The sequence below is a fragment of the Moorena sp. SIO1G6 genome (genome assembly GCF_010672795.1).
GTDB classification, from domain to species: Bacteria; Cyanobacteriota; Cyanobacteriia; order Cyanobacteriales; family Coleofasciculaceae; genus Moorena; species Moorena producens.
The window spans coordinates 19,539-42,966 of the sequence record NZ_JAAHFZ010000005.1; the positions used below are offsets into that span (position 1 = coordinate 19,539).

The following is a 23,428-nucleotide window of genomic DNA, read 5'->3' on the forward strand; positions in this document are numbered from 1 at the left end:
CTGACGGTTAATACATATTTATCTTCGCTGTTGCCTGTTCCCTATTCCCTGTTCCCTATTCCCAAAAAAACTATGTCCTAAACTCTACTTTTATTGCTCTAATTAGTAATAAATAAAAAATTAATATTACGTAATAGTTTGTCTGCTAAAGTTTATGGTAACGTGATCAAGTAACCAGATTTTAACGTTACTCCAAACTCATGCTGCGTCAACCCAAAAAAGGCTGGACTCCTTCCCACTGGGCAAACTGGAAACCATTCGGTATTGGTGAACAATACCCGAACAATTATTGGGAAGTCTTCAGAGCAGCTTGGGAAAACCGAGACCAGTTATCCTATGCTTGGGATATCTTAAATCAGGGAGTGTGCGACGGTTGCGCCCTTGGCACTACTGGTATGAAAGACTGGACTCTTGATGGCGTCCATGTCTGTAATGTCCGGCTACGGTTGTTGCGGATGAATACCATGGCAGCATTTGACCCCCAAATCTTAGCAGATGTCTCCCAGCTTCAGAGAAAAAAAAGTATCCAACTGCGGGATTTGGGACGGCTTCCTTACCCCATGATGCGGCAACGAGGGGAGAAAGGATTCTGTCGAATTAGCTGGGATAAAGCACTGGAATTAATCAGCGATTCCCTACGGAATAGTTCCCCTTCACCCACCGATAGCAGCACCAACCGATTTAGCGTTTATCTAACCAGTAGAGGTACAGTAAATGAAACCTACTACGCTGCCCAAAAAGCAGTGCGGGCGATCGGGACTAATAATATAGATAATGCTGCTCGCATCTGCCATTCTCCCAGTACTGCTGGACTTAAAGCCGGATTAGGAGTAGCAGCTACTACTTGTTCTTATAAAGATTGGATTGGCACAGATTTATTAGTATTCATTGGCTCTAACGTTGCCAACAATCAACCAGTTACAGTTAAGTATCTCCACTGGGCTAAGAAGGCTGGTACCAAAATCGTGGTAATTAACACTTACCAAGAACCAGGTATGGAACGCTATTGGGTGCCTTCGATACCAGAAAGTGCCTTATTTGGTACTAAATTTGCCGAAGACTTCTTTTTAATCAATATGGGTGGGGATATGGCATTCCTCAATGGCACGCTCAAGGAGATGATTGCCAATAATTGGGTAGACTCATCCTTCATCAAAAATCATACGACTAATTTTGAGCAATTAAAAGCAACCCTAGCTAACCAATCCTGGGAAGAACTAGAACAGCTTTCTGGTACTTCCCGTAAACATATGTATGCCTTTGCCAAGATGCTAGCTGAAGCTGATAAAGCTGTGTTTGTCTGGAGCATGGGTATTACCCAGCATCAGTGTGGGGAAGATAATGTGCGAGCCATCATTAACCTAGCCTTAGCCAAAGGGTTTGTTGGTCGAGAAGGCTGTGGCTTAATGCCGATTCGGGGGCACTCTGGGGTGCAAGGAGGAGCAGAAATGGGATGCTATGCCACGGTTTTTCCTGGTGGCAAGCCCATTACTCCAGAAAATGCTGCCAAGCTCAGCCAACAATGGCAGTTTGAGGTCCCCACCACCAAAGGATTAACAGCAGCAGAAATGATTGATGCTGCCCATTCAGGGGAGTTGGATATAGTATTTTCTGTAGGAGGCAATTTCCTGGAGGTGTTGCCAGAACCAGAATATATCAAAGAGGCACTACAGCGAATCCCTCTGAGAGTCCATATGGATATTGTCCTCTCCAGTCAAATGTTAGTAGAACCTGGAGAAACCGTAGTCTTGTTACCCGCCACGACTCGCTACGAAATCCCAGGGGGAGTAACTGAAACCAGTACCGAGAGAAGGGTGATTTTCAGTCCAGAAATTCCTGGCCCTCGGATTGGGGAAGCCCGTCCGGAGTGGGAAGTGTTTATGGAACTAGCACGGCGAGTGCGTCCGGATTTAGCAGATAAATTACACTTTGATAGCACAGCCGCGATTCGGGCAGAAATTGCCCAGGTTATCCCCCAGTATGCTGGTATCCAACATCTTAAGGAAGCTGGTGATCAGTTCCAGTATGGCGGTTCCCATCTTTGCTTTGGCTGGAATTTCCCCACAGCCGATGGGTTAGCCCATTTTTCCCCCTTATCTCCACCGAAGTTAGAACTGCCAGACGGTCATTTCCTAGTAGCCACCAGGCGAGGTAAGCAATTTAACAGCATGGTGCAAGAACAGAAAGATGCCATTACTGGTGCAAAGCGAGAGGCGGTGCTGATTAGTCAGGTAGATGCTAAAAAACTGGGATTAAACCATGGCGATGCCGTAATTCTGAGGAATCAACAGGGTCAATTCCAAGGACACATCCATATCGCACCGATTACACCAGGAAATTTACAGGTACATTGGCCTGAAGGAAATGTGCTATTGGATAAAGGTAAGCGATCGCCTGAAGTAGATATTCCAGACTACAATGCTTTGGTTCAACTGGATAAGATTTAAGGAGATAGTATCGAGGTAAGCATACAGCCGTCAGCTGTCAGCCGTCAGCTGAATGCTTAGTAATTAGTAATTGGTAAGTTAAAAGTTATCAACTTACAACTTACAAGTTATCAAGTTTCACGTTACAAGTTTGAATAGGGATCCGTGTAGGAATTGTGATAATTGTTGTTCCCTACTCCCTACTCCCTACTCCCTACTCCCTACTCCCTGTGCTATATAAGTAGTCAACCGGACATGATATTAGTCAGCAACATATCGCCATCCTTGAGGTTCATATTCCCGTTGAATTCGCACCATCCAGCTACCATAGGGAAGCTCTATGGCCTTATGCTCTTCGTGAGTTAAGGTTGCTGTTTCTGAAACAACTTGTAGATAAAGGATGCCATTTTTTTCGTATAACTGAGCAACACCATCACTGATGCGATGAGAATGTCCAGTTACCTCCCCTTCTGCTAGGGTTAGGTGAGGTAACTGTTGTCCATTGATTTGCTCTACAGGAAGTAAAATAACGTCCCCTTGTCGAATAGGTTGCATAGCTTATTTGATTAGTTGTTAGCGTGATTAATTGTTAGTTTGATTAATTGTTATCTAGTTATCGATTTAGTTGGGAAAGGTCATAGATCATGTCGGGATAGTTACCCTTAATAAAAATCTCCCCCATCTCCCCATCTCCCCATCTCCCCATCTCCCTATCTCACCAGACTTCCCACCCTCCCCACCCTCCCTCTAATTATGGGTATTCAACCTGACTTGATAATAGGGGTTCTTTTTCCCCTTACTATAGCATTTCTCCTAGTAATGATGTACAGTCAATTGGCTTATGCCTACTCCCTATTGCCTACTACCTATTGCCTAAAACCTAGGACAAAGTACTTGATAAGTATGAAAAATAGGTTTTATAAACGAGTTGTGAACATTCAGAAACCCAAAATCCTTGTGAGTACGGGTATCCTGCCCCCGTGAAATTTCACAACCTATTTAGAATTGCTATAGACAATCAAAACTCAAAAGTGGTCAATTAACAATTAACAATTAACGTAAGCATTCAGCGGTCAGCGGTCAGCGGTCAGCCGTTGGCCGTTGGCCACGCTATGGGCATAAACTTTTCCCGTAGCGTGGCCACAAGCCTTTAGCTGATAGGTAAGCATTCAGCCGTGAGCCTAAGGCTCACGCTACTTGAGGTGCCGTCAGCGGTCAGCGGTCAGCGGTCAGCGGTCAGCGGTCAGCGGTCAGCGGTCAGCGGTCAGCCTTCAGCGGTCAGCGGTCAGGGGTCAGCTATCAGTTATTAGCCTTCAGCCGTCAGCTGTTGACTAGACCTCTTGCAAAAGTATTTTTCTAATAGTGTTCTTGATGCAAAGCGCGAGTGGGGGAAACCACGGCAGTTGCTCATGGGGGGAACCACGGCAGTCGCTCATGGGGGAAACCCCCAAGACCGCGCTGCCTCCCCAAGACCGCACTGCCTCCCCAAGACCGTAATGGTGCGTTTGACCCGTAATTAAATTCGCCACGGGTCGCACCTCTGCATCGCTTTGCGTCAATTCTTGTCCACTGTTCCCTGTTCCGGTGATCCGCTGTTCCCGACAACTGCCGCGAAGTCTACTGAAAGCTAATAACTGATAGCTGATAACTGATAACTTATATAGCGGTTTTTAGCCTAATGAGGTACACAAAACTTTTTACCTCTTTCCTCTTCCGACTTTACTGCTCCCTGCTCCGTTCGCGAAGCGTGGCCTACGGCCTCAGTCCCTGCTCCCTAAAAGCCAAAAACTTGTACCTTACTAGCTTAAAAACCGCTATAGCTGATAACTGATAGCTGATAACTGATAGCTGATAGCTGATAGCTGAATACTTAAGCTGATAGCACCTCAAGTAGCACCTCAAGTAGCGCATTAGCTGATAGCTGAATGCTTACCAATTAACGATTAACAATTAACAATTAACTAACAATTAACAATTAACTTTTGTAAATTGTTTTAATTAAACTTGATATAAGTTAATAAATTGTTACAATTATAGGTATTTATAATCTATAATAAAACTAATATGACACGCCAGCAATTGAAATCGAACCTGCCAACAAAAATTTGCCCTGTTTGTCAACGTTCGTTTACATGGCGCAAAAAATGGCAAGATTGTTGGGAGGAAGTCAAATATTGCTCAGAGCGCTGTCGCAGACGGAAATCTGGCGTGAAGCAGAGATGAGGTATCAAGGATAACCAGGGCTGGATCGAGAAATTTTCTTAGTCAGTTTTTCGGGTTTTGTATATTTTCACACTTGACACATCAGAGTCTCATAATTCACACTAAATGTTTTAATCCTTAATATTTTCTTCAGTATTGTGTATGTTTGTGAAGACGGTGTGTCCCAAAGTCATTATCCACGGTGGTGCTGGTAGTTCTATAAAAGGCAAAGGAGGGGCTGATGCGATTCGCAAGTCCCTCCACTCAATTATTGAGGAGATTTATGCCTTGTTAGTGAACGGTACTAGTGCGACTGATGCTGTTGTCCGAGGTTGCCAACTGTTAGAAGATGACCCCCGCTTTAATGCTGGAACCGGTTCAGTGTTGCAATCAGATGGGCAAATCCGGATGAGTGCGTCCCTGATGGAAGGTCAATCTCAACGCTTCAGCGGTGTGATTAATGTGTCGCGAGTGCAGCATCCGATTGAGCTGGCAGAAGCGTTGCAAGGCTCCGATGACCGCGTGCTGTCGGACTATGGAGCTGCAGAATTGTTACGAGACCTTCAACTCCCGGTTTACAATCCTATGACGAAGCTGCGGTTACAAGAGTGGCTCCAAGAAAGGCAGGCCAATTTTAGCCATAAGATGGCGGGAGTTATTGCTGAGGACGAATTGGTGACGAGCTCTGAAGCTCGACGGGGAACCATTGGTGTGGTTGTACTAGATGGCCGGGGTCATCTGGCAGCAGGGACCTCTACTGGTGGTAAGGGTTTTGAACGGATTGGTCGCGTCAGCGACTCGGCGATGCCAGCAGGAAATTACGCTACTGCTGATGCAGCAGTGAGCTGCACCGGTATCGGGGAAGACATTATGGAAGAGTGTCTAGCAGCACGGATTGTGGTGCGAGTCACTGATGGTTCATCCCTGGTGAATGCAATGGAGCGTTCATTTAAGGAAGCTCGGAAGAATCAGCGAGATTTTGCCGCTATCGCTCTAGATGCTAATGGTGCGATCGCATGGGGCAAAACTAGTGAAGTTCTGCTAGCGGCTTATCATACTGGGGAAAAGATTGTGGATACGTTGAATATGACTAAGGATGTGGAATTTCTCTCGATTTAAGGGTATCTGACAACTTACGGATACAGGATGCTGAAATCTTGATAGTTATTATTAATGGCTTTTCGGTACCTGTTAGACTAAGCTATATACTTTAGTCGCCTCAAACTACTATTGTTTATAGCTTTGAGATTTTGATAATTGATTTTTTATACTAAATAGTATCTCAATGGCTAAAAGCGTTGCCTAGCAATACTTTTAGCCATTTTTTCTGAGAGCGACTGCAGTCCCTGCTCCCTAAAACCCAAGACGAAAGTACCTAACCCAATTGAAAACTGCTGTATCGTAAGTAATCAAGCAGACATGATATGAATAGTGCTAAAATGCTCAAAAAATTAGACAAGGTTTTGCTATTTGCTCTTTTCTTGGGTCTAGTTTTCTGTATCTACGGGATTAATTGGGGATGGGTGGAAGAATGGAATCCTGACCAAATGGGCTTTAAAGAACTTTTTCAAGCTGGAAAATTACCTTTCAATCCAGAATCATTTCAGAAGCCACCTTTTCATACCTATTTTGTTTACTTTTTATCTGTTTTACCCTTTGAATTAATCGGCAATACTCTACATCTATCCGCCGATGATATTAATCCAGCTAAACTCCTCTGGTCAAGAATGCTAACAGTTTTTCTGTTTTTAGGTTCAATTATTTTAGTCTATCAGATCTGCAAGAGGTTTTTTGGGGTTTTCCCAGCTCGCCTAGTGACAATTATTTTTGCTACCAGCGCAGGCTTCATCAGCTTTAGTCATTTTTTGACAACAGAGATTCCCGTAATGTTTTGGATGTTATTATCCTTCTATTTCGCTCAAAATATTTTGTTATCTGGCAAGTTATCGGATTATGTTATAGCTGGTTTTTGCACGGGAATTGCCACAGCTACTAAATATAATGGTTTGGCAATAGGAATGGGAATTGTTGTTGCTCATGTTCTTTCCATTACTTCAATATCATTGAGGCAATGGAAAAAATTACTGTTCGACAAAAAACTTATTATTGGTCTTTCGATGGTCGTTATTGGTTTTTTGGTATGCAATCCCTTTGCCTTACTTGACTATTCTACTTTTTGGGAGCATTTTTGGTACAACTATATTGTCACCCCTGTCTATGGGGGAATTGCAGAAGGGAATAGTTTTGGGGAATTTGTTGTCGCCATCCAAGAAATTATCGGTTTACCATCATGGTTAGTGTTTTTGCTTGGCTTATTATTTTGTTTTTATAGTCTTGCTGTAGACAAGGAAAAACCCCTCGAACATAAAGGGATATTGTTACTTTTTAGTGTATTTTTATTATATTATTTTAAGTTTGGCTCTTTTCCGAGAATGGAAACTCGCTTCGTAATGCCAATAGTTCCTTTTGGTTTAATTATTTCTGGTGTATTCTGGAATAAAATCAAGGGAAATCGGCGGTTAATGATTGGACTTTTACTAGTTATTTTAAGTTACAACTTGATTTGCAGTTTTTATGTGGGTAAGCGTTTTACAGAAGACCCTCGAATGGTAGCTCAAGAGTGGGTAAAAACAAATATTGAAAAGGGAAGTTCAATAGAATCGAGTGCCTATTCTCCACAATTTAGTAAGATACCAGGGGTGATTTTAACAGAACAAATAATGCCAGATATTAGCGGACGTAAAAAAAAGTTTAGCCGTCTATTTAAAGATAATCCCTGGATCATGGCACGCCTGCAGTGGTCAACACATATACGCTGGGAGAAGGAAGATAGAGAAGAAGATACACAATGGTATAACCTTGAGAGATTGAAAGACCGAAAACCAGACTATATTGCGGTTAATTCCCGCTACTACAAAAGATTTATTGTCCGTCTTAAAAATGACTATCCTTCCCTATACAAATTTTTTAGCGATCTTTTAGAGGAAAACTATCCTTATCACATTGTATTTGACCAAGAATCTCCAAAGGTTCCAGAATGGATTTATCCTAAAACTATTGATTTTCTTCAGAATAGAATGGTGATTTTTGCCAAAAATGATCTGACCTATAACTAATAACCTACTTTGGGTTCTCCAAATTCCATAGAGCATCAATCCCACTACCAACATAGTCTGAGGCTTGGTGCAGCTCAATCCATTGTGCAAGAGCACTGGACACATAACTAGATGGTTTACCTAACTCAGCCAAGGTCTCAGCAGCTGAGGCTCGTACACCAGACTCCTCATCTTTGAGGCACCCCAGCAAGGCAGTGATCACAACTTGTGAAGAATTACCCAACTGGCTTAAGGCTTTAATAGCGGCACAACGTACATCAGAATCTTGATCCTCTAGCTGTGGTAGTAGGGCACTGATCACTGTTTCAGAAAGGTTACCTAACTGACCATTACCTAACTGACCTAAAGCAGTAGCAGCGGCACAACGAAGATCAGAATCTTTATCTTTGAGGCATGTGACTAAAGCACTGACTACGCTTTCACTATGCTGGTCTAATTTACCCAAGACCGAAGCACTCAAGCAACGAACACGAGAATTTTGATCGTTTAGCCTTGTCAATAAGGCACTCACAACGGTTTTACCATGCTGCTTCAATTTGCCCAATGCCCAGATACTGGAGTAACGAACACGAGCATTTTTATCGTTTAGCCCCATCAACAAGCTATTCACTACTGGCTCAGAAACCTGATCCAATTCACCTAATGCTAAAGCTGCTTCAGAACGAATGGTAGCATCGTCATCTTTTAGCCAGCTCAGCAATGTATTTACTAAGCTTTCTGAAGTATTGTCTAATCTGACAATAGCGCTTAGTGATAAGTTCTGAATATTTTTTTGAAGACTAGTGTGCTCGGTAGTAGTGAGATAATAGTCGGGATAGTCTAATTTAGTTACACTAGTTAATCTATCACTAGTTAATATCTCACTGGCCTGGTGACGCACGGTATTATTTTTATCTTCTAGCCCTGCCAAAAAGGTTTTGAGGACTGTCGGGTTTTGCCCTAATTGTTTTTGCCCTAATTGGTTTTGCCCTAACTCGACTTGGCTTTCCTGGGATTGTGTATCTTTATGAGAGTTTGCTATATCTTTCAATACTTGTAAAACGTCAAGTTTAATCTCAGTCTGATTCAAGTCGGAAAGGGTTTGAAAGACCTGCTGATGAATTTGGTAACCAACGCGCCGTGAATCACTGGCTGCTAGGGTAACTAATGCTGCTAAAATTTCTTGCATTAGTGAATTATCTGCTATCTTCAAGGGTTGAGGATTTTCGGCAATGCAAGTGGCAGCAAATAATAAATCACGATGTAACCAAGACTCATACTCACTGCCATTATTGAAAATTTCCTGAATTGCTTTAGCGGCTTTTTTGGGTTTAAGCTGAGCAATTAGTAGGAGCAAGACGTCTTGCGACTGGGAGTCATGGAGATAGTCTTGGATATGATTCAGGATAATATCAAAATTCCCTTCATTATCGGCTTGATAGTTAATTTCTTGAGCACACAGATAGTCTTGAAATATTTTATGGATAAAGGCGTAACCATCCAACCCTTGTTGTGTTAAAATGCCAGTGCGATGCTCCTTTGGAGCCGCTACGCGAACGCTAATTAAATTAACCAACCGTTTGGCTTCTGCCTTGGCCTCGTATAACTGAATCTGTTTCATGGTTTTAATTTCTCTACCAAACCAAGCGATCAGTTCATCTCGATTAATTACTATCCTACCTTCTTTCTCCGTTTTATCTTTTTCCTTTTTACTATCCTGGGTATGCATCCAATACCCGAGACGTTCCATCAATCGTCTGCAATCATTCAATCCCAGATATTTCAGCGTCTGATTATTACTAATATCTGGTTTATTAATATCTGGTTTATTAATATCTGGTTTATTATCCCAGGAGGTTAATAACAGGTCTACTGCCTGGTCATAAAGCTGATAGCGCTCCAAAGGCAATCGGAAATGATAGCGGTGAATTAGGGTAATAATCGTTAACAATAGGGGATGTCTTGCCAGGTTTCTAATCTGATCATGCTCAGATAGTAGGTTGATCAGGCTTTCTTTCAGTCGTTGTGCTTCTGCTTTGTCTTGAATCTGACTATAGTACCAGCGCTGAATAAATTCTTCAATTTTACTGTCATCAAATAACTGAAGTTGATAGTGATAAAATTTTTTGTTCCATAAAAAATCCCAGGGGTAATTTGAGTTAAGGTAACGGTCGTTATCGGAGGTTATAATTCCCAATTGTTAGGAAATTGCTGGATAAAATCTTTAATTTGCCCTACGACTTGCTCACCTTTGGCTGGTTCTGTGACTTGATCGAGCCCATCGAGCAAAATCACTGTTCGTCCATCCTCCAACCAATGTTCAAAGAAACCTTTAGGCAGGGATTTCAGTAATAGTTTTTTTTCCGCAAACTGCCGTGCATACTCTAGAATACTGATATCTGAATACTCGACCCAATCCCGGATATCAATTAAAATCGGCAGCCAGTCAATATCTGGCGCTAACCCAATTGCTTCTGGTTGCTTCTGGGCTAACATTACAGCAACATAATTCATTAAGGTGGTTTTACCTGAACCAGGCGCACCCAGTAGCATCACGTTCCGGGATTTAGTAGAGGTAGCCTGCCAGGTTTTTACCGCTAATAAAGATTGGGCAAGAGTTTTTTGTTGAGCCGTTTGCGTTCGCAATGGTTGCCATGGCTTACTGGGTAATGCTATCTGAGGATGATCCAGCCAAAACTCTACCGGTCGCTGACTACTAGGAGGATGTAACACTTCCACCTCAGGCATGACAAAAATTTGGTCAAGCTTAACGGCATGGTTTCCATCCTGGGTCCCTACCAACATCCCAGCAAACTTAACCTCATCAACCCTGTTGGAAATTTGCAGGAAATAGTTTTCCTTAGTTAGTTGAAATTCTAAATAACTGCTGGTTTTTTCACTATAAGTCTTGACAAAGGTTTCCATCCACGGAAGAATAAAACTATCTTGTGGTTGAGTGGGGGCATAGTTTGAGGCTACCTGCTTAAATTTCTCCACAAGTAGAGGGGTTAAGGGTATTTTGTTATCCTCTTGGAGGGGTTTGTGTAATTCCTCCTGTACTTCCCTATCTTGGAAAAAGTCTTCCAGAAAAAACGCGATCGCATCAGGAGCGGAGTAATAAAAAAGGCGCTGCTCTGGTGCCAAAGGTTCTTCTCGCATTAGGGCAGCTTTGAGTCCTTGCTCTACTGCTTTGTGGATGTCGGCAGGAGTTAGCCTAGTTTGAATTTTTCTCCCTAAAATAGGGGCAACAGATTCAGCAACAACAGAAGCAATTTCCCAAGTCATAGGGCAAGCTCCATTTTCCGTCAACAAACAATTATTATCCTAGTCTTTAGTCATAAGCTTGCTGCTTCTTACTTCTGTTACCCCTATTGCCCCTCTTGAAACACCCAATTTGGTAATTCACCCAACCTCAGCATTCAGCCGTCAGCATTCAGCCGTCAGCCTTTGGCACATCAAGTAGCACCATCTGTAGCCCATTAGCTGATAGCACCTCAAGTAGCACCATCTGTAGCCCATTAGCTGAATGCTGATAGCTTACCACCCAACAACCTGATCAACTTACCGCCATCCCTTATCCTTGCTCAGCTGTTGGAATCTTCAGTGGTCTTTAATCGCCAACCGGGTTTAACGACCTGATTTCTACTACGAGCAATCACCAAGCTATCGTTTGGCACATCCTTGGTAACCACAGAACCAGCCGCCACCGTGACATCCTCTCCTAAGGTCAGTGGTGCCACCAAAACACTATTCGAGCCAGTCTTAGTGCGATCGCCTATCTGGGTTTTATGCTTTTTAACACCATCGTAATTGGCAGTAATGGTACCTGCGCCAATATTCACTCGTGACCCTAGGGTAGCATCTCCCAAATAAGATAGATGAGAGGCATTAGTGCGATCGCCAATCTGAGTATTTTTCAGTTCCACAAAATTTCCAATACGGCAGGATTCTCCTACTTGGGCATGACCCCGAAGATGGGAATACGGACCAATACGGGTGCCATCTTGAACCACAGAATCACTTACCACTGAATATAGCACGGTCACCTTATCACCCAACTGGCTATTTTCAATCAGACTCCCTGGGCCAATCCTGCTACCAGCACCAATCACCGTCTTACCCCGCAAATGAGTTTGGGGCTCAATGGTGACATCAGGTTGCAATTGGACAGTCTCATCAATGGTGATACTGTCTGGGTTAATTAATGTCACCCCTGCCTTCATCCAGCCATCCTTAATCCGCTCTTGCAAAATCTGCTCAGCCATGGCCAGCTGTTTACGGTCATTAATCCCGAGAATTTCGTGGGTTACTTCCACATCCACTGCCATTACTGGATTAACCATGGTAACCGCATCCGTTAGGTAATACTCATTTTGGTCATTATCCGCAGACAGTTTTGGTAGGACCAAAGCCAATTGAGACCAGTTGAAGCAATAGACACCAGCATTGATGCGGTGATTTTGCTTTTGAGCATCAGTGCAATCCCGGTGTTCCACAATCTGTTGCAGCTGATTGTTACTATCACAGAAAACCCGTCCATAGCCCGTGGGATTGGGCAAATGGGCAGTTAGGATCGTAGCGCCATTGTTATGGGCTTGATGGCTTTCTAATAGTCGTTTAATGGTATCGGGACGCAACAAGGGAACATCACCATTTAAGACCAGTAAGTCTCCCGTATCGTCTGCCAAGTGGGGCAACAGTTGCTGGACGGCATGACCAGTACCCAATTGCTCTTTCTGTTCAACGAATTCTACATCCGTGTAGGCGCTCAGACTTTCTTTTACCCGTTCACTCTGATAGCCACAAATCACGATCACTCGTGAGGGGTTAATAGAAACACAACTGTTGAGCACTCGCTCCACTAGAGTTTGTGAACCCAAACGGTGACAGACTTTGGGCAGGTCAGATTTCATGCGAGTTCCGCGTCCTGCCGCTAGAATTGCTACTGCAACCATAGATTAGCTTTTTGCTTCCATCTTTGCATCCCTATCATACTAAGACTTGACTTCAGTTCAATGTCATAAATTGGCAGTTTTGTTAAAGATGCAACAGAGAGAATTAAGAATTAAGGATAAGAATGATGAATTTATTGGGAGAATAAATAGGATTATTCCGGATTAAACTCTGATTAATTGCTAATTAGCTTAAAATTAACTTATTATGACTATAGGAATGGAATCGGGAATCGGGAATCGGGAATCGGAACCCACCCCTAACCCCTCCCAGGAGGGGAACGGGAATCGGGAATCGGGAATCGGGAATCGGGAATCGGGACTGCATCGCTTAAACCTGTCTTGCCTTTAGCATGCATGCCTATTGCCTGGCGTTGCGTCAGTCTTTGAATGAATAGGAGTAGAGTGGGCATCCTACCCGCGCGAAAAGATCAAGGGACGGGCAAGATGCCCATTCCACAGCAAGATGCCCATTCCACAGCAAGATGCCCATTCCACCAAGATGCCCATTCCACCTCACTCTTAAAATCATTCAATTATTAAGCAACACCTTTTGCCTTTTGCTACTCCCGACTCCCGACTCCCGACTCCCGACTCCCGACTCCCGACTCCCGACTCCCGACTCCCGACTCCCTGTTCCCTATTCCCTATTCCCTATTCCCTTTGCTCTCTCAACCAACGCTTTTTCCAATGAGAGGTTGCTTCAAGTAAAGAGTTTTGCTGCTCTAGGCGGCGTCGGTGTAAAATGCCTGAGGCTGAGTCAGATAAATTAGGGTCTCGGTAAGGCACAGCAGCACGAGTTTCCAAATGTTCTTGCTCTCGGATTGATAAGCTAGGTAAATCAGTTTCAGTAAAGCTAGCGACAGTACCGGGTTGCCGATTTCCCACTTCAATGGTAGAGCCAATCGTAAACCCAGCTGTGATCAGGGCAATTCTAACTGCTGCGGCACAAGAGTAGGTGGCTAGTCTACCGGTGTCTGAGCAACATTGGGCTAAGTGTTGAATAAATTCTAGGGTCCATAATTGAGGACAGTTAGGTGGGGAAAAGGGGTCAAGAAAGATAGCATCGGCTTGGAAGTTACCTTGTTGCACCTGTTGGATAGTCTCTCTGGCATCACCGAGATATAGTTGAGCTTGGAATTGCTCGGTTTCAACCAGTCCAGTAGTTGCCAGAGCCTCTAATAGTTGGGGGATAGGATCACGAAAGTGATTCAGCCAACCCTGAGCGATCGCAGCTTGTGGTACGGTAGAGTCTAATTCTAGGGCAACCAGTTGGACATGGCAGTGGGGATTTTGTGTCCAAATTTCCCCTAGGGCAGCAGCGGTGTTGTAACCTAGACCATAACAGATATCCAACAACCGTAGCACTGGCTGTTGGGCTTTTTGGGCTAGTTGGCAAGGTTTGACAAACTTCACCTGGGCTTCTTCTATGGCACCTTGTCGGCTGTGATAGGATTCACCAATTTCTGAACAAAAAAAGGTAAATGAGCCATCAGCAGTCATTTCCGGTGTGAATACCTTGTTATCGGGCATTAGGGAGTAGGGAGTAGGGAGTAGGGAGTAGGGGTAAGAGGGAACAGTTGATGTAGGGTGGGCAGTGGATTAGACAGATTCACCAAGCTGGCTATAGGGTTACTCGGCACTGCCCACCATCTGCCCACGATTGAAGGTGATGGGGTTGTTCGCCTTTGGCGTTCCTGTCGGGTAGGTTATTTGCCCAACATCGAACATGTAACCTGCTAACTTTCAACGCTTCTAGTTGGTAGGCACTGCCCACCATCGGATTATTGAAACTCCCCGCTCTAAAGAGACGGGGAGTTTCAAAAGAATTGGCGTTGCTGAATTAAGGTATAATTTAAATAATTACACAGAGAAGGATCTGGAACATCCCAAAATTTAAGATAGTGAATTACCAGAATGTCGCCACATTTCCTCGGATTTGGAGTAGCAAAAACTTTTTCGCTTGATAGACTATTTGGGTCCTGATCTTAACTAAGCTGTTGTGCATTTTAAATGCACAACAGCTTATTACTTACGACTCAAACGCCGAGGTCTAAACTTCGGTAGTGGTAAACAAGTAGCTAAACCACTACATCTTTACCACTACCTAAACTTGTTACCTCGTCCAAACGTTATTCGCGTTTAATGTTCCTATCCCGGCCCACTGTATTTGATTTTGATTAATCAGAGTACCTATGTAAACTCGATCATCTGGGAAGTTAACTCGTATTACATCTGGGTCACTACAGATCACAACACCACGCCCATTTGGACGAGTACCCATAGTGATAGTAACCTGCATATCCTCCACTGTAATCTCAGATTGACCCTCAGATTGACCCCATGTTCCTGCTATACTCATCATTTACCTCTTGCTGTAATTAATTTCAATCAACACATTGATCATAGAAAATCTAACCCTGGCTTGACATTACCCTTGAGGGTACCTTTGATGTTAAGAATTATTACTGACATTAATCGGCATTGCATAGTAGGATTGACTTGGGTTGATTATCTGGCGAGAAATGTGATGCTATTACTCCCGGGAACGCAACTCCTCAAATCAGACCCTGATTCAGCAACGCCTAAGAATTAATGGCAAAATCCTGTTTCTCCCTAAGCTGAGACTATCAAAATTCAATCGAACCAAACCCTAGTCTATGACAGATCCTTTTCAAACACCCCACAGCGGATATCACTGGGACGGTAAGAGCGGACGCTTTTTTGAAGGTTGGTACTATCGGGTGACTTTACCGAATTGTGGTCAGACCTTTGCGTTTATGTATTCCATTGAAGACCCCATTGGTGGTCAACCCTATAGTGGTGGTTCAGCCCAAATTCTAGGCCCTGATGATCAGTATCTGTGTCGTACCTTTCCCCATCCGGAAGAGTTTTGGGGGTCATCGGAATCCTTAGGTCTAGGACATTGGGGTAAAACTAAATTACAAATTACTCCTCAATACCTTAACCCCGATAAATTTGAGTATCAAATCAAGGAAGGATATCAGGCTACAGCTACCTTGAATCAAGGGTTTATTCGGGACCCAGCCAGCGGAGGCTATTGTGATTGGCGCTATGAAATTAAACCGATTTATGGCTGGGGAGATCTGGGAAAAGCCCAGCAATCAACCGCTGGCTGGCTTTCGTTTTTACAGATATTTGAACCAGGATGGCAAATCTTGATGGCCCACGGTTTAGCCACTGGCTGGATTGATTGGAATGGTAGGCTATATGACTTTACCAATGTCCCGGCCTATGGGGAAAAAAATTGGGGTCGTGCTTTTCCTAAGAAGTGGTTTTGGCTCAATTGCAACAGTTTTACCGATCAACCAGACCTGGCTCTGACTGCTGGTGGTGGTAGACGGGAAGTAATGGGCTTGGCAGAAGCAGCTGCTTTGATTGGCATTCACTACGAAGGTAAATTTTATGAATTCGTCCCCTGGAATTCAGAAGTAAGCTGGCAGATCAAGCCTTGGGGAAATTGGCAGATGCAAGGGCGCAATGGTGAGTATGAAGTAGAGTTAACTGGTACAACTGACTATGCTGGTACACTTCTACGAGCTCCCACGGAAAAGGGCTTAGATTTCATTTGCCGAGATACTATGCAAGGTCACCTGAAGTTGGAACTTAAACAACGACGTGGGGATAACGTTGAACCGATTTTGATAGCTGAAAGTAATTTATGTGGATTAGAAGTTGGTGGTGAGCCTTGGGAGAAAACCTGGAATTCTTCTGCTAAATTGCCTTGGGTTTTGTGATACTATACGGCCTTGGTATTTTCCCAAATTCCTCTGCTTCTGGTTAATTCCCTTATATCTACGTTCAAGATCAACAAAAAACCCCAGCGGGTAGCTGAGGGATTAGTCAGGGTGCATCTACTATTTCTGAATCCAAGGGAGTTGTACCTAGATCCGGAAATATTTCCAAAACCTAGGAAAATGCGATATAGCGTTTTTCATAGCTATGAGGTAAACAGTATTTTTTACCACTTCCGACTTCCCTGCTCCCTGCTCCCTGCTCCCTGCTCCCTGCTCCCTAAAATCCACCGGCGTAAGTACCTCACCCAATTTCAAAATTCAATATCAACCCAAAGACCGCAGAAAATTACCTAACCCGACACCAATAAACGTAGCTACTGCATAACCCAGAGTACCGCAAAGAATCGCTGGAGTAACTAGCTTATCCCACTGCCGTGCTGTCGCCATAGCCGCTGCTGTAGTTGGCCCACCCATATTAGCATTGGACGCAATTACTAATTCAGCTAAATCCAAACCCAGCAATCGCCCAACTCCCAGTAGCACTAACAAATGGATGGCGAGAATTAATCCAGCAAAAATAAACAAGAAAGTAATAAGCGAGGGTTAGCCACCTAATTTATTGGGTGGGCGTGGAGCGAGCCGGGATTGATCCCGGCTCTCGTATTAAGGAAGCTGCTTAGTTCGTCCTAAAGTCTCAATAAATTCAGAGAGACTCAAACCAGAGGTCTTCGCCATCTCTTTCACTCCATTCCAAGCCGTCTCTGTGGCCATCACGCTATATGACTTTTTCCTGACACCATGAAGGCTGGGTCTTCCCACTTTTCTTTTGTTTTCTTTCGACATTTTGTTGACATCCTAATTTCCAGGGTATATTATTAGAATAACACAGCTAAAAGGTCGATGCAGCATGTACGGTTGTCAACAGCATTTAATAAGTACTACGCCTGAAAATAGAGCAATATTAGAATTCATTTGCTCAGAAGCGAATAAATTGACCAATTGTGGAATTTACTATTGTCGTCAGATTTTGTTTAAAGCTGGTAAATACCTTACAAATGCTGAATTAGACAAGATAATGAAGACAAATCCTCACTTTAAAGCAATGAGGTCAGCTTGTGCTCAGCAGACACTGCATGGAGTAATTGAGTCGTTCAAATCTTATAAAGCTTTAAGCAAGCTGTACAAAAAAGGTCAATTATCTAACAAGCCTAGAGTTCCCACTTACAGGAAAAAGGGAGGGCTAGCCGTTGTTAGTTACCCTGCTAGATGGGTAAAACAAGTTAAGGGACAGTTAAAATTTACCTTAGGGAAACAAATAAAGGCTTGGTTTGGGATAGATAATTTCATGCTTCCGATGCCTTCCAATATTGACTTTGGGTCAATTAAAGAGTATCGCTTTGTCCCCAGGAATGGGTGCTTGTACATAGATTTTGTTTACGAAAGATCAACTCCCGAACAGGTTCAGAAAACAGACAAAGTATTAGGTATAGACCCTGGGGTAAATAACTGGCTAACCTGTGTTTCTACTACGGGGAAATCCTTTATCTTAGATGGAAGAAAAGTCAAGTCTCAGAACCAGCGTTATAACAAGCGTGTGGCTAGTTTAAAGAAAGGGAAGGAGCAAAGCTATTGGGACGATGAGCTTGCGAGCCTAACCGAAAAGCGCAATATACAAATGCGAGACAACATAAACAAAGGAGCTAGATTTATAGTTAACTGGTGTTTAAGGAATGAAGTCAGTACAATAGTCTTCGGCTGGAACCAACGCAATAAAGACAGTATCAATATTGGAAAAAGGAACAATCAGAATTTTGTTCAAATACCCACGGCTAAATTAAAAAACCGAATAGAACAGTTATGTATTGAGCATGGAATTAAATTCGTTGAAACAGAAGAAAGCTATACAAGCAAAGCTAGTTTTTTAGATCGTGATTTTTTGCCTACACTTGGTGGAAAACCCGAGGGGTGGAAAGAGACAGGAAGAAGAATTAGACGTGGGCTTTACAGATCTGGAAAAGGTGAATTAATCAATTCAGATTGCAACGGTGCGGCCAACATCCTTAGAAAAGTAGCGACACAGCTAGAGTTTTCTTTAGCCGAGGTCGGAAGGGCAGTATTGAACCTGCCCCAACGATACAAACTAGACTCTCTCTCTAGATCGTATCGTGAAGCGGCATCACGGAGCGCGGTTTCAACCCGCGAAGTGATATCCGTTTAGAATCCACGCGGTTTCAACCCGTGGAGAGTTCAAAGAACTGATCCCACTCGTAGCACTATTTCCACATTAGCGCTGGCTCCAATTACAGCAAAAAATACCTGCATCAGCAGATAGCCAATTTTTTCTGCAGCCGTTATCCTACCCAAATAACTTGGGAATACTGTCGCTAGCATTACTATTAAAACTGTTACTACCAAAATTCCCCCTTTGTTGAAGCCCAACCAGCTAGCGAGACCATAACCGACAGCACAAGCAATCATACTAATGGCTAATGCGAAACTTATCTTGATAACAGACAGTTCTTGTCGAGACTGGGAATCAAAGACACTAAACTGACTAGAATTAGAATTATCATGGGAACGCTGGGTAGGGAAAATTCCCCGTAGCCACTTAATGGAAGGTAAAGTAAACAGCACTAAAAAGTACAAGGTCATCACTAAATTATCTGCTGCTACCCCGGCACTCAGTAAATCTCCTGCTCTTAATCCAGTGCTTTCAGCGGTTGCCGCAAAATTAACAGAACCACCAATATAAGTAGCACAAAAAATTGCTGCCAACTTCCAACCTTCCTCTCCTAAAGGAATGAGATAGTAAGCAACTACTGTGCCTAAGATTGTTCCCACTGCACCAATTCCATAGGCAATTAAAGTAGGTCCAGCCTCCCGCACAATCCGAAACAAGTCAGCTTGGAATAGTAGTAAAGGAATAGCTAATGGAACTAAGTAAGACCAGACCACACCATAGGCGGGAGCATCCGGTGGGATAATCCTAAGATTAGATAGGATGAACGTTACCAAAATGGTGACAACAGCCCCAGATAGTTTAGCTCCCCAAGGAGTTCGTTCTGCCCAGAATCCAATTGTTGCTGCTGACAGCAGCACAGCCCATAGAGCGAAATCTTGATTAGGATTTATAAGAGACGTTGTCATGTTTTTTAGGAATGCTTATCTAAAAGCTTTTCAAATAAACTTTCCGATGCCCAAAACGATGTATTTTTAAGATTATCGACAACAACAGGTAAATTGATAAGTTTCATAGTAGCTGCCCGGTCTAAAATTCCCAAAATACCTGTGATGGTTAATCCTCGTTCTTTTGCTATGCGCCTTGCCTTCATATCATCTAGCAAAATTAAATCTGCTGTGAGTTCTTGAGCTAAAAGAATAGCTGCCAGTTCTCCGGGGTCTAGTAAATCTAGAACTGAATCGGAAGATAGGCTAACGGGTCTAATTTTAAGCCAAGGGGGTGGGGTGGCAATCCAAGTTTGCACAGGTGGTGGGGCAGCCACATCTGATAGCTCATCATACACTGCTTGGGGAATAATGATTTGCCCAAACAGTTGGGGTAGCAGGTTAATCTGCCCAATCAGGATTAGGTAGTTAATCGGGGAAGTATTAGAAACAACGATCATCCAGGGTTGGCAAATAGATTGTCGAGGGTTTGGCTATCTTGCTCTAGGTCAGCTTCGGTGTAGGGAAGGTAAGCTTTTTCCTGCTTGAGGAATTGGTAGGTTTCCCAGCGAGAAGAAAAGTTAAGGATTCTGCGGACTTGGGCAGCACCAAGCTGACCTTGACGATAGCGATCAGCCACAATCAGTTCAAGGATTCTGCGGGAGAGGTCACCTACTTGGAGTTGACTAGCGATTTCATCGGGGAGTTGAATGGTAATTTCCATAAGGGTGATCGGAGTCTGTCCATAGATGCAGTTTAACTCCAAAGTTAGGGAGCAGGGAGTAGGGAAGAGAGAATAGGGAACTTCAGATCAGGAAAAAAATCCTGTGTACCTCATAGCTATGAGAAGCCCTATATAAATAGGTTATGAACAATGGTGCTAATTTATCACAACATTAAAAATTCTTTGGATCTCTTTCCTATTCCCTGCTCCGAAGTCCCTGCTCCCTATTCCCTATTCCCTATTCCCTATTCCAAAACTAGTCACTAATTGAAATAAGTTATTAATAATTGATGAATCTTATAGTCAAGATCGGTCAACAAATAGCAAAATTTTTCTGCCCTGACGTTTGGTTACTTAAGGGTTTGAGGAAGGATTGAGGGCAGCAAGCCTAGGTAGATCAGCTGATCAGGTGACAATAAGGCTGAAAAGTAGACAGGGGTTAAGTGATGGGTGTTCGGTGATAGGGATTCTACCCTAAAGAAAGTGAGCTCAAACCAGAGCAAGTCGCCCTCAACAATCAGGCTGAAAACCTGATTAAATCGTTTCTAGCAACAGATGATTACTGGTAATTTTACCCTAAGCTTTAACTCATAAACTTTAATTATATCACATAAAAATTACATTTTGACCCTCTGAGGTGTATCAGTTTAAATTTTCAAGCTATCTTCATCTTATCTTTATAATATTTTTATATTATCTTCATAGTTGAGGGTTGAGTTTTATTAAAAATCTTGATAGATTAAAATCGGCGTTAATTGATAAAAACTATTAATAAGGAGGCATTCGAGATTTAGAGCAGTTCAACACAATGCCTACATTTTTTTCTCGTCCGCTATTTGGTAGTAAGCATTCAGGCGTTGGCCAAAAGCCAAAAGCCAAGGCCACGCTACTTGAGGTGCTTTGTGTCACAGCCTTTGGCCTTGGCCTTTTGGCCACGCTAAGCGAATGACCACGCTGTGCGAACGACGCTGTGACGACGTAACTCAGGTTAAACGAATGCTTACCCATTTTATTCATTCAAAAGCACCATCTGTAGCAAATTAGCTGAATGGTTACCCTTACCCAATAATGCTATACCCGATTTATTGAGCTGCTTCAAGTTTCTGAATTTAATTCAATTTTGGGGCTTTTAACATTGGGTTTTATAGGAGCATTTTATGTTTTAAAAGGCAATTTTTTTTTCAAATAATAATAATTTTAAAAGAAGGAGTTAAAAATGTTTACTCATAAATCCTTCGTAAGTTTGAGTTTAGCAACTACTAAATTTAACTATTGACTACTAACTCCTTCTGCCGAAAGCATATCATTTGATTCTAGAAGATTTAAACTTATGTCTCGCTATTTCAAGACAGCCCTTATCACTGTAAGTACAGCATTAAGTATCGTTATCCCTACCGTAGCTGAGGCAATTACCTTTGGATTTGATTGGACAGGTCAAATTGCTGGCTTTAGCGTTACCGGTTTATTTAGCTATGACGAAACCCAAAGTTACACCGATGGAATCGTCAGGACCAGTGACTTAGATTCTCTGACTGTCTCATTTTTTGATCCTCAAGGCAATTTTTTGAGAAGCTATACCGATAATCATTTGGATCCAGGCGTTAACTTCAATTTTGATACTCAAACAAAGCAAATACTCCAATCGGGGACTTACTTTGACCCAGATGGAATCAACATTGGAGATGGCTCCAGAAGCGATGGTTTAACCTTCTGGTCAAAACCACCCCAAAGTAGTACCCCTCACGTCCATGTAGATGATTGGTTGGATGAGTTTGGTTTTCCTATCGGTTTTAGTAGCCATGAAGATATTGCGTTTCCGACTCGAACCACCCAGGAACTGATTGATACGGGCAAGGTTGGTGACACCTATATTGATCGACTAACTGACTTAGAAACAACAGGACAATTTGCCAAAGTTTCTGCGGTTCCTGAACCAACAACATTGATAGGAGTGTTGGGTCTGGGAGGGTGGCTTTTCTCCTCAACCTTACAGCGTCGGAAACAATATAGCGCTACACGCAAGGCAAGAGGCAAGAGGCAAGAGGCAAAAGTTTACTAAACTCCGAAACGTAAGTAATAGCTTACTTCTGACTTCTGACTTCTGACTTCTGACGCTAAGCGTAGCGCTATAAATCTACATATCCAGGCATCGGGTGCTTCCCTCTTAGCTGGAAAAGAGGTGAAATTTATTGTGTATTTTTTCTTGTACTAGGAGAATAACAATGACAATCAAGACTTTAACTAAAGTAGCAGCAGCGATCGTTGGCGGTAGCTTAAGCTTAGGGGTAGTCGGAATTAACTCCGTTGAAGCAGCAACTGTCAAATATAATTTCACAGTGAATCTGGAAAAGAGCTTTTTCCTGACTGGCTCTCCTGAACTCGATATTGCCCCCAATCCTGATTATTACAACGGTGAGTTTACCTTTGACGATTCAAGTTTGACTAAGGTGGGAGCTGAGAGTTTAGGAGTTGACGATGGTTTGTTAGTTACCCTATTTAGTGATCCTCGAATTAATGAAGAGGACGACGAGCGTTTCCCAGACTTCCCAACTGTCAATTTCCTAAACGGAGAATTACTGGGGCTAGATTACGATGTAGTTTATCATCCTTTTACCGCCGTTGGTGACTTCCCTGGAGATTTTTTCCGCTTTTCTAATGGTGATTTCACTGACGGTTTCGATCCTACCTTCTATACTCCAGAAGACGAGCCGCGCCAGCCCGTTCTCGGAAGTGGAACTGTCACCTATACACTTGTTCCTGAACCAACAACATTGATGGGAATGTTGGGTCTAGGAGGGTGGCTTTTTACCTCAACCTTAAAACGTCGGAAACAATTATAGATTGTTAGCTATCAGCTATCAGCCGTCAGCCGTCAGCTTTTGAATAAGCGATGCAGCGCGGTCTTGGGGAGGCAGTGCCGCCAAAGGGGGTTTCCCCCATGAGCAACTGCCGTGGTTTCCCCCATGAGCGACTGCATCAAGACAACAGGTAAGCATTGGTTTAATCGGGTGCATCTGATCAAAGCTGTTTGACCCGGTGGGTGGAACGGGCATCTTGCCCGTTACAATCGGACGGACTCTCCCAACACTGGCTATTGAGAAAATGA

General features: G+C 43.2%; 26 protein-coding genes. 11 read left to right on the top strand and 15 right to left on the bottom strand.

The features are described 5' to 3' along the window. The first annotated feature begins 200 nt into the window (after positions 1-200). The gene (locus F6K63_RS06380) at positions 201-2,447 is read left to right on the top strand and encodes an FdhF/YdeP family oxidoreductase (protein ID WP_287311308.1); all 2,247 of its coding nucleotides are present in this window, start codon (positions 201-203) and stop codon (positions 2,445-2,447) included. Between the two features lie 240 nt (positions 2,448-2,687). On the opposite strand, the gene F6K63_RS06385 is transcribed toward F6K63_RS06380, so the two are convergent. Beyond that, positions 2,688-2,981, bottom strand: a complete 294-nt coding sequence (locus F6K63_RS06385; RefSeq protein WP_071106738.1) for a DUF8820 family protein — start codon at positions 2,979-2,981, stop codon at positions 2,688-2,690. Positions 2,982-3,601: 620 nt separating this feature from the next. Here F6K63_RS06385 and F6K63_RS06390 point away from each other — a divergent pair. Continuing rightward, complete coding sequence (locus F6K63_RS06390) at positions 3,602-3,736, top strand: hypothetical protein (RefSeq protein ID WP_271968796.1); 135 nt, start codon at positions 3,602-3,604, stop codon at positions 3,734-3,736. 21 nt (positions 3,737-3,757) lie between these two features. Here the strand turns inward: F6K63_RS06390 and F6K63_RS06395 are convergent, their stop codons facing one another. Further along, the gene (locus tag F6K63_RS06395) at positions 3,758-3,955 is read right to left on the bottom strand and encodes a hypothetical protein (RefSeq protein WP_287266850.1); all 198 of its coding nucleotides are present in this window, start codon (positions 3,953-3,955) and stop codon (positions 3,758-3,760) included. Positions 3,956-4,490: 535 nt separating this feature from the next. Between F6K63_RS06395 and F6K63_RS06400 the strand changes: the two genes are divergently transcribed. From F6K63_RS06400 to F6K63_RS06410, 3 genes are all read left to right on the top strand, one after another. Continuing rightward, positions 4,491-4,649 carry a DUF2256 domain-containing protein gene (locus F6K63_RS06400; protein WP_075904077.1) on the top strand — a complete coding sequence of 53 codons (159 nt, stop codon included), beginning with the start codon at positions 4,491-4,493 and terminating at the stop codon, positions 4,647-4,649. A gap of 141 nt (positions 4,650-4,790) precedes the next feature. Then, positions 4,791-5,747, top strand: a complete 957-nt coding sequence (locus tag F6K63_RS06405; protein ID WP_071106740.1) for an isoaspartyl peptidase/L-asparaginase — start codon at positions 4,791-4,793, stop codon at positions 5,745-5,747. Between the two features lie 305 nt (positions 5,748-6,052). Beyond that, positions 6,053-7,744, top strand: a complete 1,692-nt coding sequence (locus F6K63_RS06410) for an ArnT family glycosyltransferase (protein WP_287266849.1) — start codon at positions 6,053-6,055, stop codon at positions 7,742-7,744. Positions 7,745-7,748: 4 nt separating this feature from the next. On the opposite strand, the gene F6K63_RS06415 is transcribed toward F6K63_RS06410, so the two are convergent. The 4 genes from F6K63_RS06415 to F6K63_RS06430 form a co-directional block, all read right to left on the bottom strand. After that, positions 7,749-9,920, bottom strand: a complete 2,172-nt coding sequence (locus F6K63_RS06415) for an NACHT domain-containing protein (protein WP_287311309.1) — start codon at positions 9,918-9,920, stop codon at positions 7,749-7,751. Next, a complete protein-coding gene (locus F6K63_RS06420) occupies positions 9,908-11,008 on the bottom strand; it encodes an NACHT domain-containing protein (protein WP_287311311.1) in 1,101 nt (366 codons plus the stop codon). The genes F6K63_RS06415 and F6K63_RS06420 overlap by 13 nt, the downstream gene beginning before the upstream one ends. 299 nt (positions 11,009-11,307) lie before the next feature. After that, the gene (glmU, locus tag F6K63_RS06425; protein WP_287311313.1) at positions 11,308-12,678 is read right to left on the bottom strand and encodes a bifunctional UDP-N-acetylglucosamine diphosphorylase/glucosamine-1-phosphate N-acetyltransferase GlmU; all 1,371 of its coding nucleotides are present in this window, start codon (positions 12,676-12,678) and stop codon (positions 11,308-11,310) included. 184 nt (positions 12,679-12,862) lie between these two features. Beyond that, the gene (locus F6K63_RS06430; protein WP_158026760.1) at positions 12,863-13,003 is read right to left on the bottom strand and encodes a hypothetical protein; all 141 of its coding nucleotides are present in this window, start codon (positions 13,001-13,003) and stop codon (positions 12,863-12,865) included. Positions 13,004-13,228: 225 nt separating this feature from the next. On the opposite strand from F6K63_RS06430, the gene F6K63_RS06435 reads away from it, so the two are divergent. Then, entirely contained in the window at positions 13,229-13,369 is a 141-nt protein-coding gene (locus tag F6K63_RS06435; RefSeq protein ID WP_287311315.1) for a hypothetical protein, read from the top strand. On the opposite strand, the gene F6K63_RS06440 is transcribed toward F6K63_RS06435, so the two are convergent. From F6K63_RS06440 to F6K63_RS06450, 3 genes are all read right to left on the bottom strand, one after another. Then, on the bottom strand, positions 13,330-14,208 hold the full coding sequence (locus tag F6K63_RS06440; RefSeq protein WP_287311316.1) for a tRNA (5-methylaminomethyl-2-thiouridine)(34)-methyltransferase MnmD: 879 nt from the start codon (positions 14,206-14,208) through the stop codon (positions 13,330-13,332). The genes F6K63_RS06435 and F6K63_RS06440 overlap by 40 nt on opposite strands. Further along, positions 14,208-14,336, bottom strand: coding sequence for a hypothetical protein (locus tag F6K63_RS06445; protein WP_287311317.1), 129 nt, complete (start codon positions 14,334-14,336; stop codon positions 14,208-14,210). The genes F6K63_RS06440 and F6K63_RS06445 overlap by 1 nt, the downstream gene beginning before the upstream one ends. A gap of 455 nt (positions 14,337-14,791) precedes the next feature. Continuing rightward, positions 14,792-15,040 carry a hypothetical protein gene (locus tag F6K63_RS06450; RefSeq protein WP_287311318.1) on the bottom strand — a complete coding sequence of 83 codons (249 nt, stop codon included), beginning with the start codon at positions 15,038-15,040 and terminating at the stop codon, positions 14,792-14,794. 295 nt (positions 15,041-15,335) lie between these two features. Here F6K63_RS06450 and F6K63_RS06455 point away from each other — a divergent pair, with 295 nt between their 5' ends. Next, complete coding sequence (locus F6K63_RS06455) at positions 15,336-16,433, top strand: tocopherol cyclase family protein (protein WP_287311320.1); 1,098 nt, start codon at positions 15,336-15,338, stop codon at positions 16,431-16,433. A 324-nt stretch (positions 16,434-16,757) separates the two neighbouring features. Here F6K63_RS06455 and F6K63_RS06460 read toward each other — a convergent pair whose 3' ends face one another. Both F6K63_RS06460 and F6K63_RS06465 read right to left on the bottom strand, forming a co-directional pair. Further along, complete coding sequence (locus tag F6K63_RS06460; RefSeq protein WP_287311322.1) at positions 16,758-17,018, bottom strand: DUF819 family protein; 261 nt, start codon at positions 17,016-17,018, stop codon at positions 16,758-16,760. 78 nt (positions 17,019-17,096) lie between these two features. Then, positions 17,097-17,276 carry a hypothetical protein gene (locus tag F6K63_RS06465; protein WP_287311323.1) on the bottom strand — a complete coding sequence of 60 codons (180 nt, stop codon included), beginning with the start codon at positions 17,274-17,276 and terminating at the stop codon, positions 17,097-17,099. A 64-nt stretch (positions 17,277-17,340) separates the two neighbouring features. On the opposite strand from F6K63_RS06465, the gene F6K63_RS06470 reads away from it, so the two are divergent. Beyond that, positions 17,341-18,651: an RNA-guided endonuclease InsQ/TnpB family protein gene (locus F6K63_RS06470; RefSeq protein WP_287311325.1), complete on the top strand. Its 1,311-nt coding sequence runs from the start codon at positions 17,341-17,343 to the stop codon at positions 18,649-18,651. Positions 18,652-18,680: 29 nt separating this feature from the next. On the opposite strand, the gene F6K63_RS06475 is transcribed toward F6K63_RS06470, so the two are convergent. Genes F6K63_RS06475 through F6K63_RS06485 form a run of 3 tightly spaced genes read right to left on the bottom strand, consistent with a single transcriptional unit; the run spans position 18,681 to position 20,322 of the window. Then, complete coding sequence (locus F6K63_RS06475) at positions 18,681-19,580, bottom strand: DUF819 family protein (RefSeq protein WP_287311327.1); 900 nt, start codon at positions 19,578-19,580, stop codon at positions 18,681-18,683. Between the two features lie 5 nt (positions 19,581-19,585). Beyond that, positions 19,586-20,059, bottom strand: a complete 474-nt coding sequence (locus F6K63_RS06480) for a PIN domain-containing protein (protein ID WP_071106747.1) — start codon at positions 20,057-20,059, stop codon at positions 19,586-19,588. Continuing rightward, on the bottom strand, positions 20,056-20,322 hold the full coding sequence (locus F6K63_RS06485; RefSeq protein WP_071106748.1) for a UPF0175 family protein: 267 nt from the start codon (positions 20,320-20,322) through the stop codon (positions 20,056-20,058). The genes F6K63_RS06480 and F6K63_RS06485 overlap by 4 nt, the downstream gene beginning before the upstream one ends. An 808-nt stretch (positions 20,323-21,130) precedes the next feature. Between F6K63_RS06485 and F6K63_RS06490 the strand changes: the two genes are divergently transcribed. The 3 genes from F6K63_RS06490 (at position 21,131) to F6K63_RS06500 (ending at position 23,162) form a co-directional block, all read left to right on the top strand. Beyond that, positions 21,131-21,271, top strand: coding sequence for a hypothetical protein (locus tag F6K63_RS06490; RefSeq protein WP_158026762.1), 141 nt, complete (start codon positions 21,131-21,133; stop codon positions 21,269-21,271). A gap of 381 nt (positions 21,272-21,652) precedes the next feature. Next, the gene (locus tag F6K63_RS06495) at positions 21,653-22,381 is read left to right on the top strand and encodes a PEP-CTERM sorting domain-containing protein (RefSeq protein WP_287311329.1); all 729 of its coding nucleotides are present in this window, start codon (positions 21,653-21,655) and stop codon (positions 22,379-22,381) included. 163 nt (positions 22,382-22,544) lie between these two features. Continuing rightward, positions 22,545-23,162, top strand: coding sequence for a PEP-CTERM sorting domain-containing protein (locus F6K63_RS06500; protein WP_071106750.1), 618 nt, complete (start codon positions 22,545-22,547; stop codon positions 23,160-23,162). A gap of 18 nt (positions 23,163-23,180) precedes the next feature. Here F6K63_RS06500 and F6K63_RS06505 read toward each other — a convergent pair whose 3' ends face one another. Then, the gene (locus F6K63_RS06505; protein WP_137985759.1) at positions 23,181-23,375 is read right to left on the bottom strand and encodes a hypothetical protein; all 195 of its coding nucleotides are present in this window, start codon (positions 23,373-23,375) and stop codon (positions 23,181-23,183) included. Positions 23,376-23,428 lie beyond the last annotated feature (53 nt).

Bases quoted from the DNA above. Each gene is read 5' to 3' on its own strand.
- F6K63_RS06380 (WP_287311308.1), top strand. From the start codon at position 201: ATGCTGCGTCAACCCAAAAAAGGCTGGACTCCTTCCCACTGGGCAAAC.
- F6K63_RS06385 (WP_071106738.1), bottom strand. From the start codon at position 2,981: ATGCAACCTATTCGACAAGGGGACGTTATTTTACTTCCTGTAGAGCAA.
- F6K63_RS06400 (WP_075904077.1), top strand. From the start codon at position 4,491: ATGACACGCCAGCAATTGAAATCGAACCTGCCAACAAAAATTTGCCCT.
- F6K63_RS06405 (WP_071106740.1), top strand. From the start codon at position 4,791: ATGTTTGTGAAGACGGTGTGTCCCAAAGTCATTATCCACGGTGGTGCT.
- F6K63_RS06410 (WP_287266849.1), top strand. From the start codon at position 6,053: ATGAATAGTGCTAAAATGCTCAAAAAATTAGACAAGGTTTTGCTATTT.
- F6K63_RS06420 (WP_287311311.1), bottom strand. From the start codon at position 11,008: ATGACTTGGGAAATTGCTTCTGTTGTTGCTGAATCTGTTGCCCCTATT.
- glmU (WP_287311313.1), bottom strand. From the start codon at position 12,678: ATGGTTGCAGTAGCAATTCTAGCGGCAGGACGCGGAACTCGCATGAAA.
- F6K63_RS06430 (WP_158026760.1), bottom strand. From the start codon at position 13,003: ATGCAGTCCCGATTCCCGATTCCCGATTCCCGATTCCCGATTCCCGTT.
- F6K63_RS06440 (WP_287311316.1), bottom strand. From the start codon at position 14,208: ATGCCCGATAACAAGGTATTCACACCGGAAATGACTGCTGATGGCTCA.
- F6K63_RS06450 (WP_287311318.1), bottom strand. From the start codon at position 15,040: ATGATGAGTATAGCAGGAACATGGGGTCAATCTGAGGGTCAATCTGAG.
- F6K63_RS06455 (WP_287311320.1), top strand. From the start codon at position 15,336: ATGACAGATCCTTTTCAAACACCCCACAGCGGATATCACTGGGACGGT.
- F6K63_RS06465 (WP_287311323.1), bottom strand. From the start codon at position 17,276: ATGTCGAAAGAAAACAAAAGAAAAGTGGGAAGACCCAGCCTTCATGGT.
- F6K63_RS06470 (WP_287311325.1), top strand. From the start codon at position 17,341: ATGTACGGTTGTCAACAGCATTTAATAAGTACTACGCCTGAAAATAGA.
- F6K63_RS06475 (WP_287311327.1), bottom strand. From the start codon at position 19,580: ATGACAACGTCTCTTATAAATCCTAATCAAGATTTCGCTCTATGGGCT.
- F6K63_RS06480 (WP_071106747.1), bottom strand. From the start codon at position 20,059: ATGATCGTTGTTTCTAATACTTCCCCGATTAACTACCTAATCCTGATT.
- F6K63_RS06485 (WP_071106748.1), bottom strand. From the start codon at position 20,322: ATGGAAATTACCATTCAACTCCCCGATGAAATCGCTAGTCAACTCCAA.
- F6K63_RS06490 (WP_158026762.1), top strand. From the start codon at position 21,131: ATGCCTACATTTTTTTCTCGTCCGCTATTTGGTAGTAAGCATTCAGGC.
- F6K63_RS06495 (WP_287311329.1), top strand. From the start codon at position 21,653: ATGTCTCGCTATTTCAAGACAGCCCTTATCACTGTAAGTACAGCATTA.
- F6K63_RS06500 (WP_071106750.1), top strand. From the start codon at position 22,545: ATGACAATCAAGACTTTAACTAAAGTAGCAGCAGCGATCGTTGGCGGT.
- F6K63_RS06505 (WP_137985759.1), bottom strand. From the start codon at position 23,375: ATGCCCGTTCCACCCACCGGGTCAAACAGCTTTGATCAGATGCACCCG.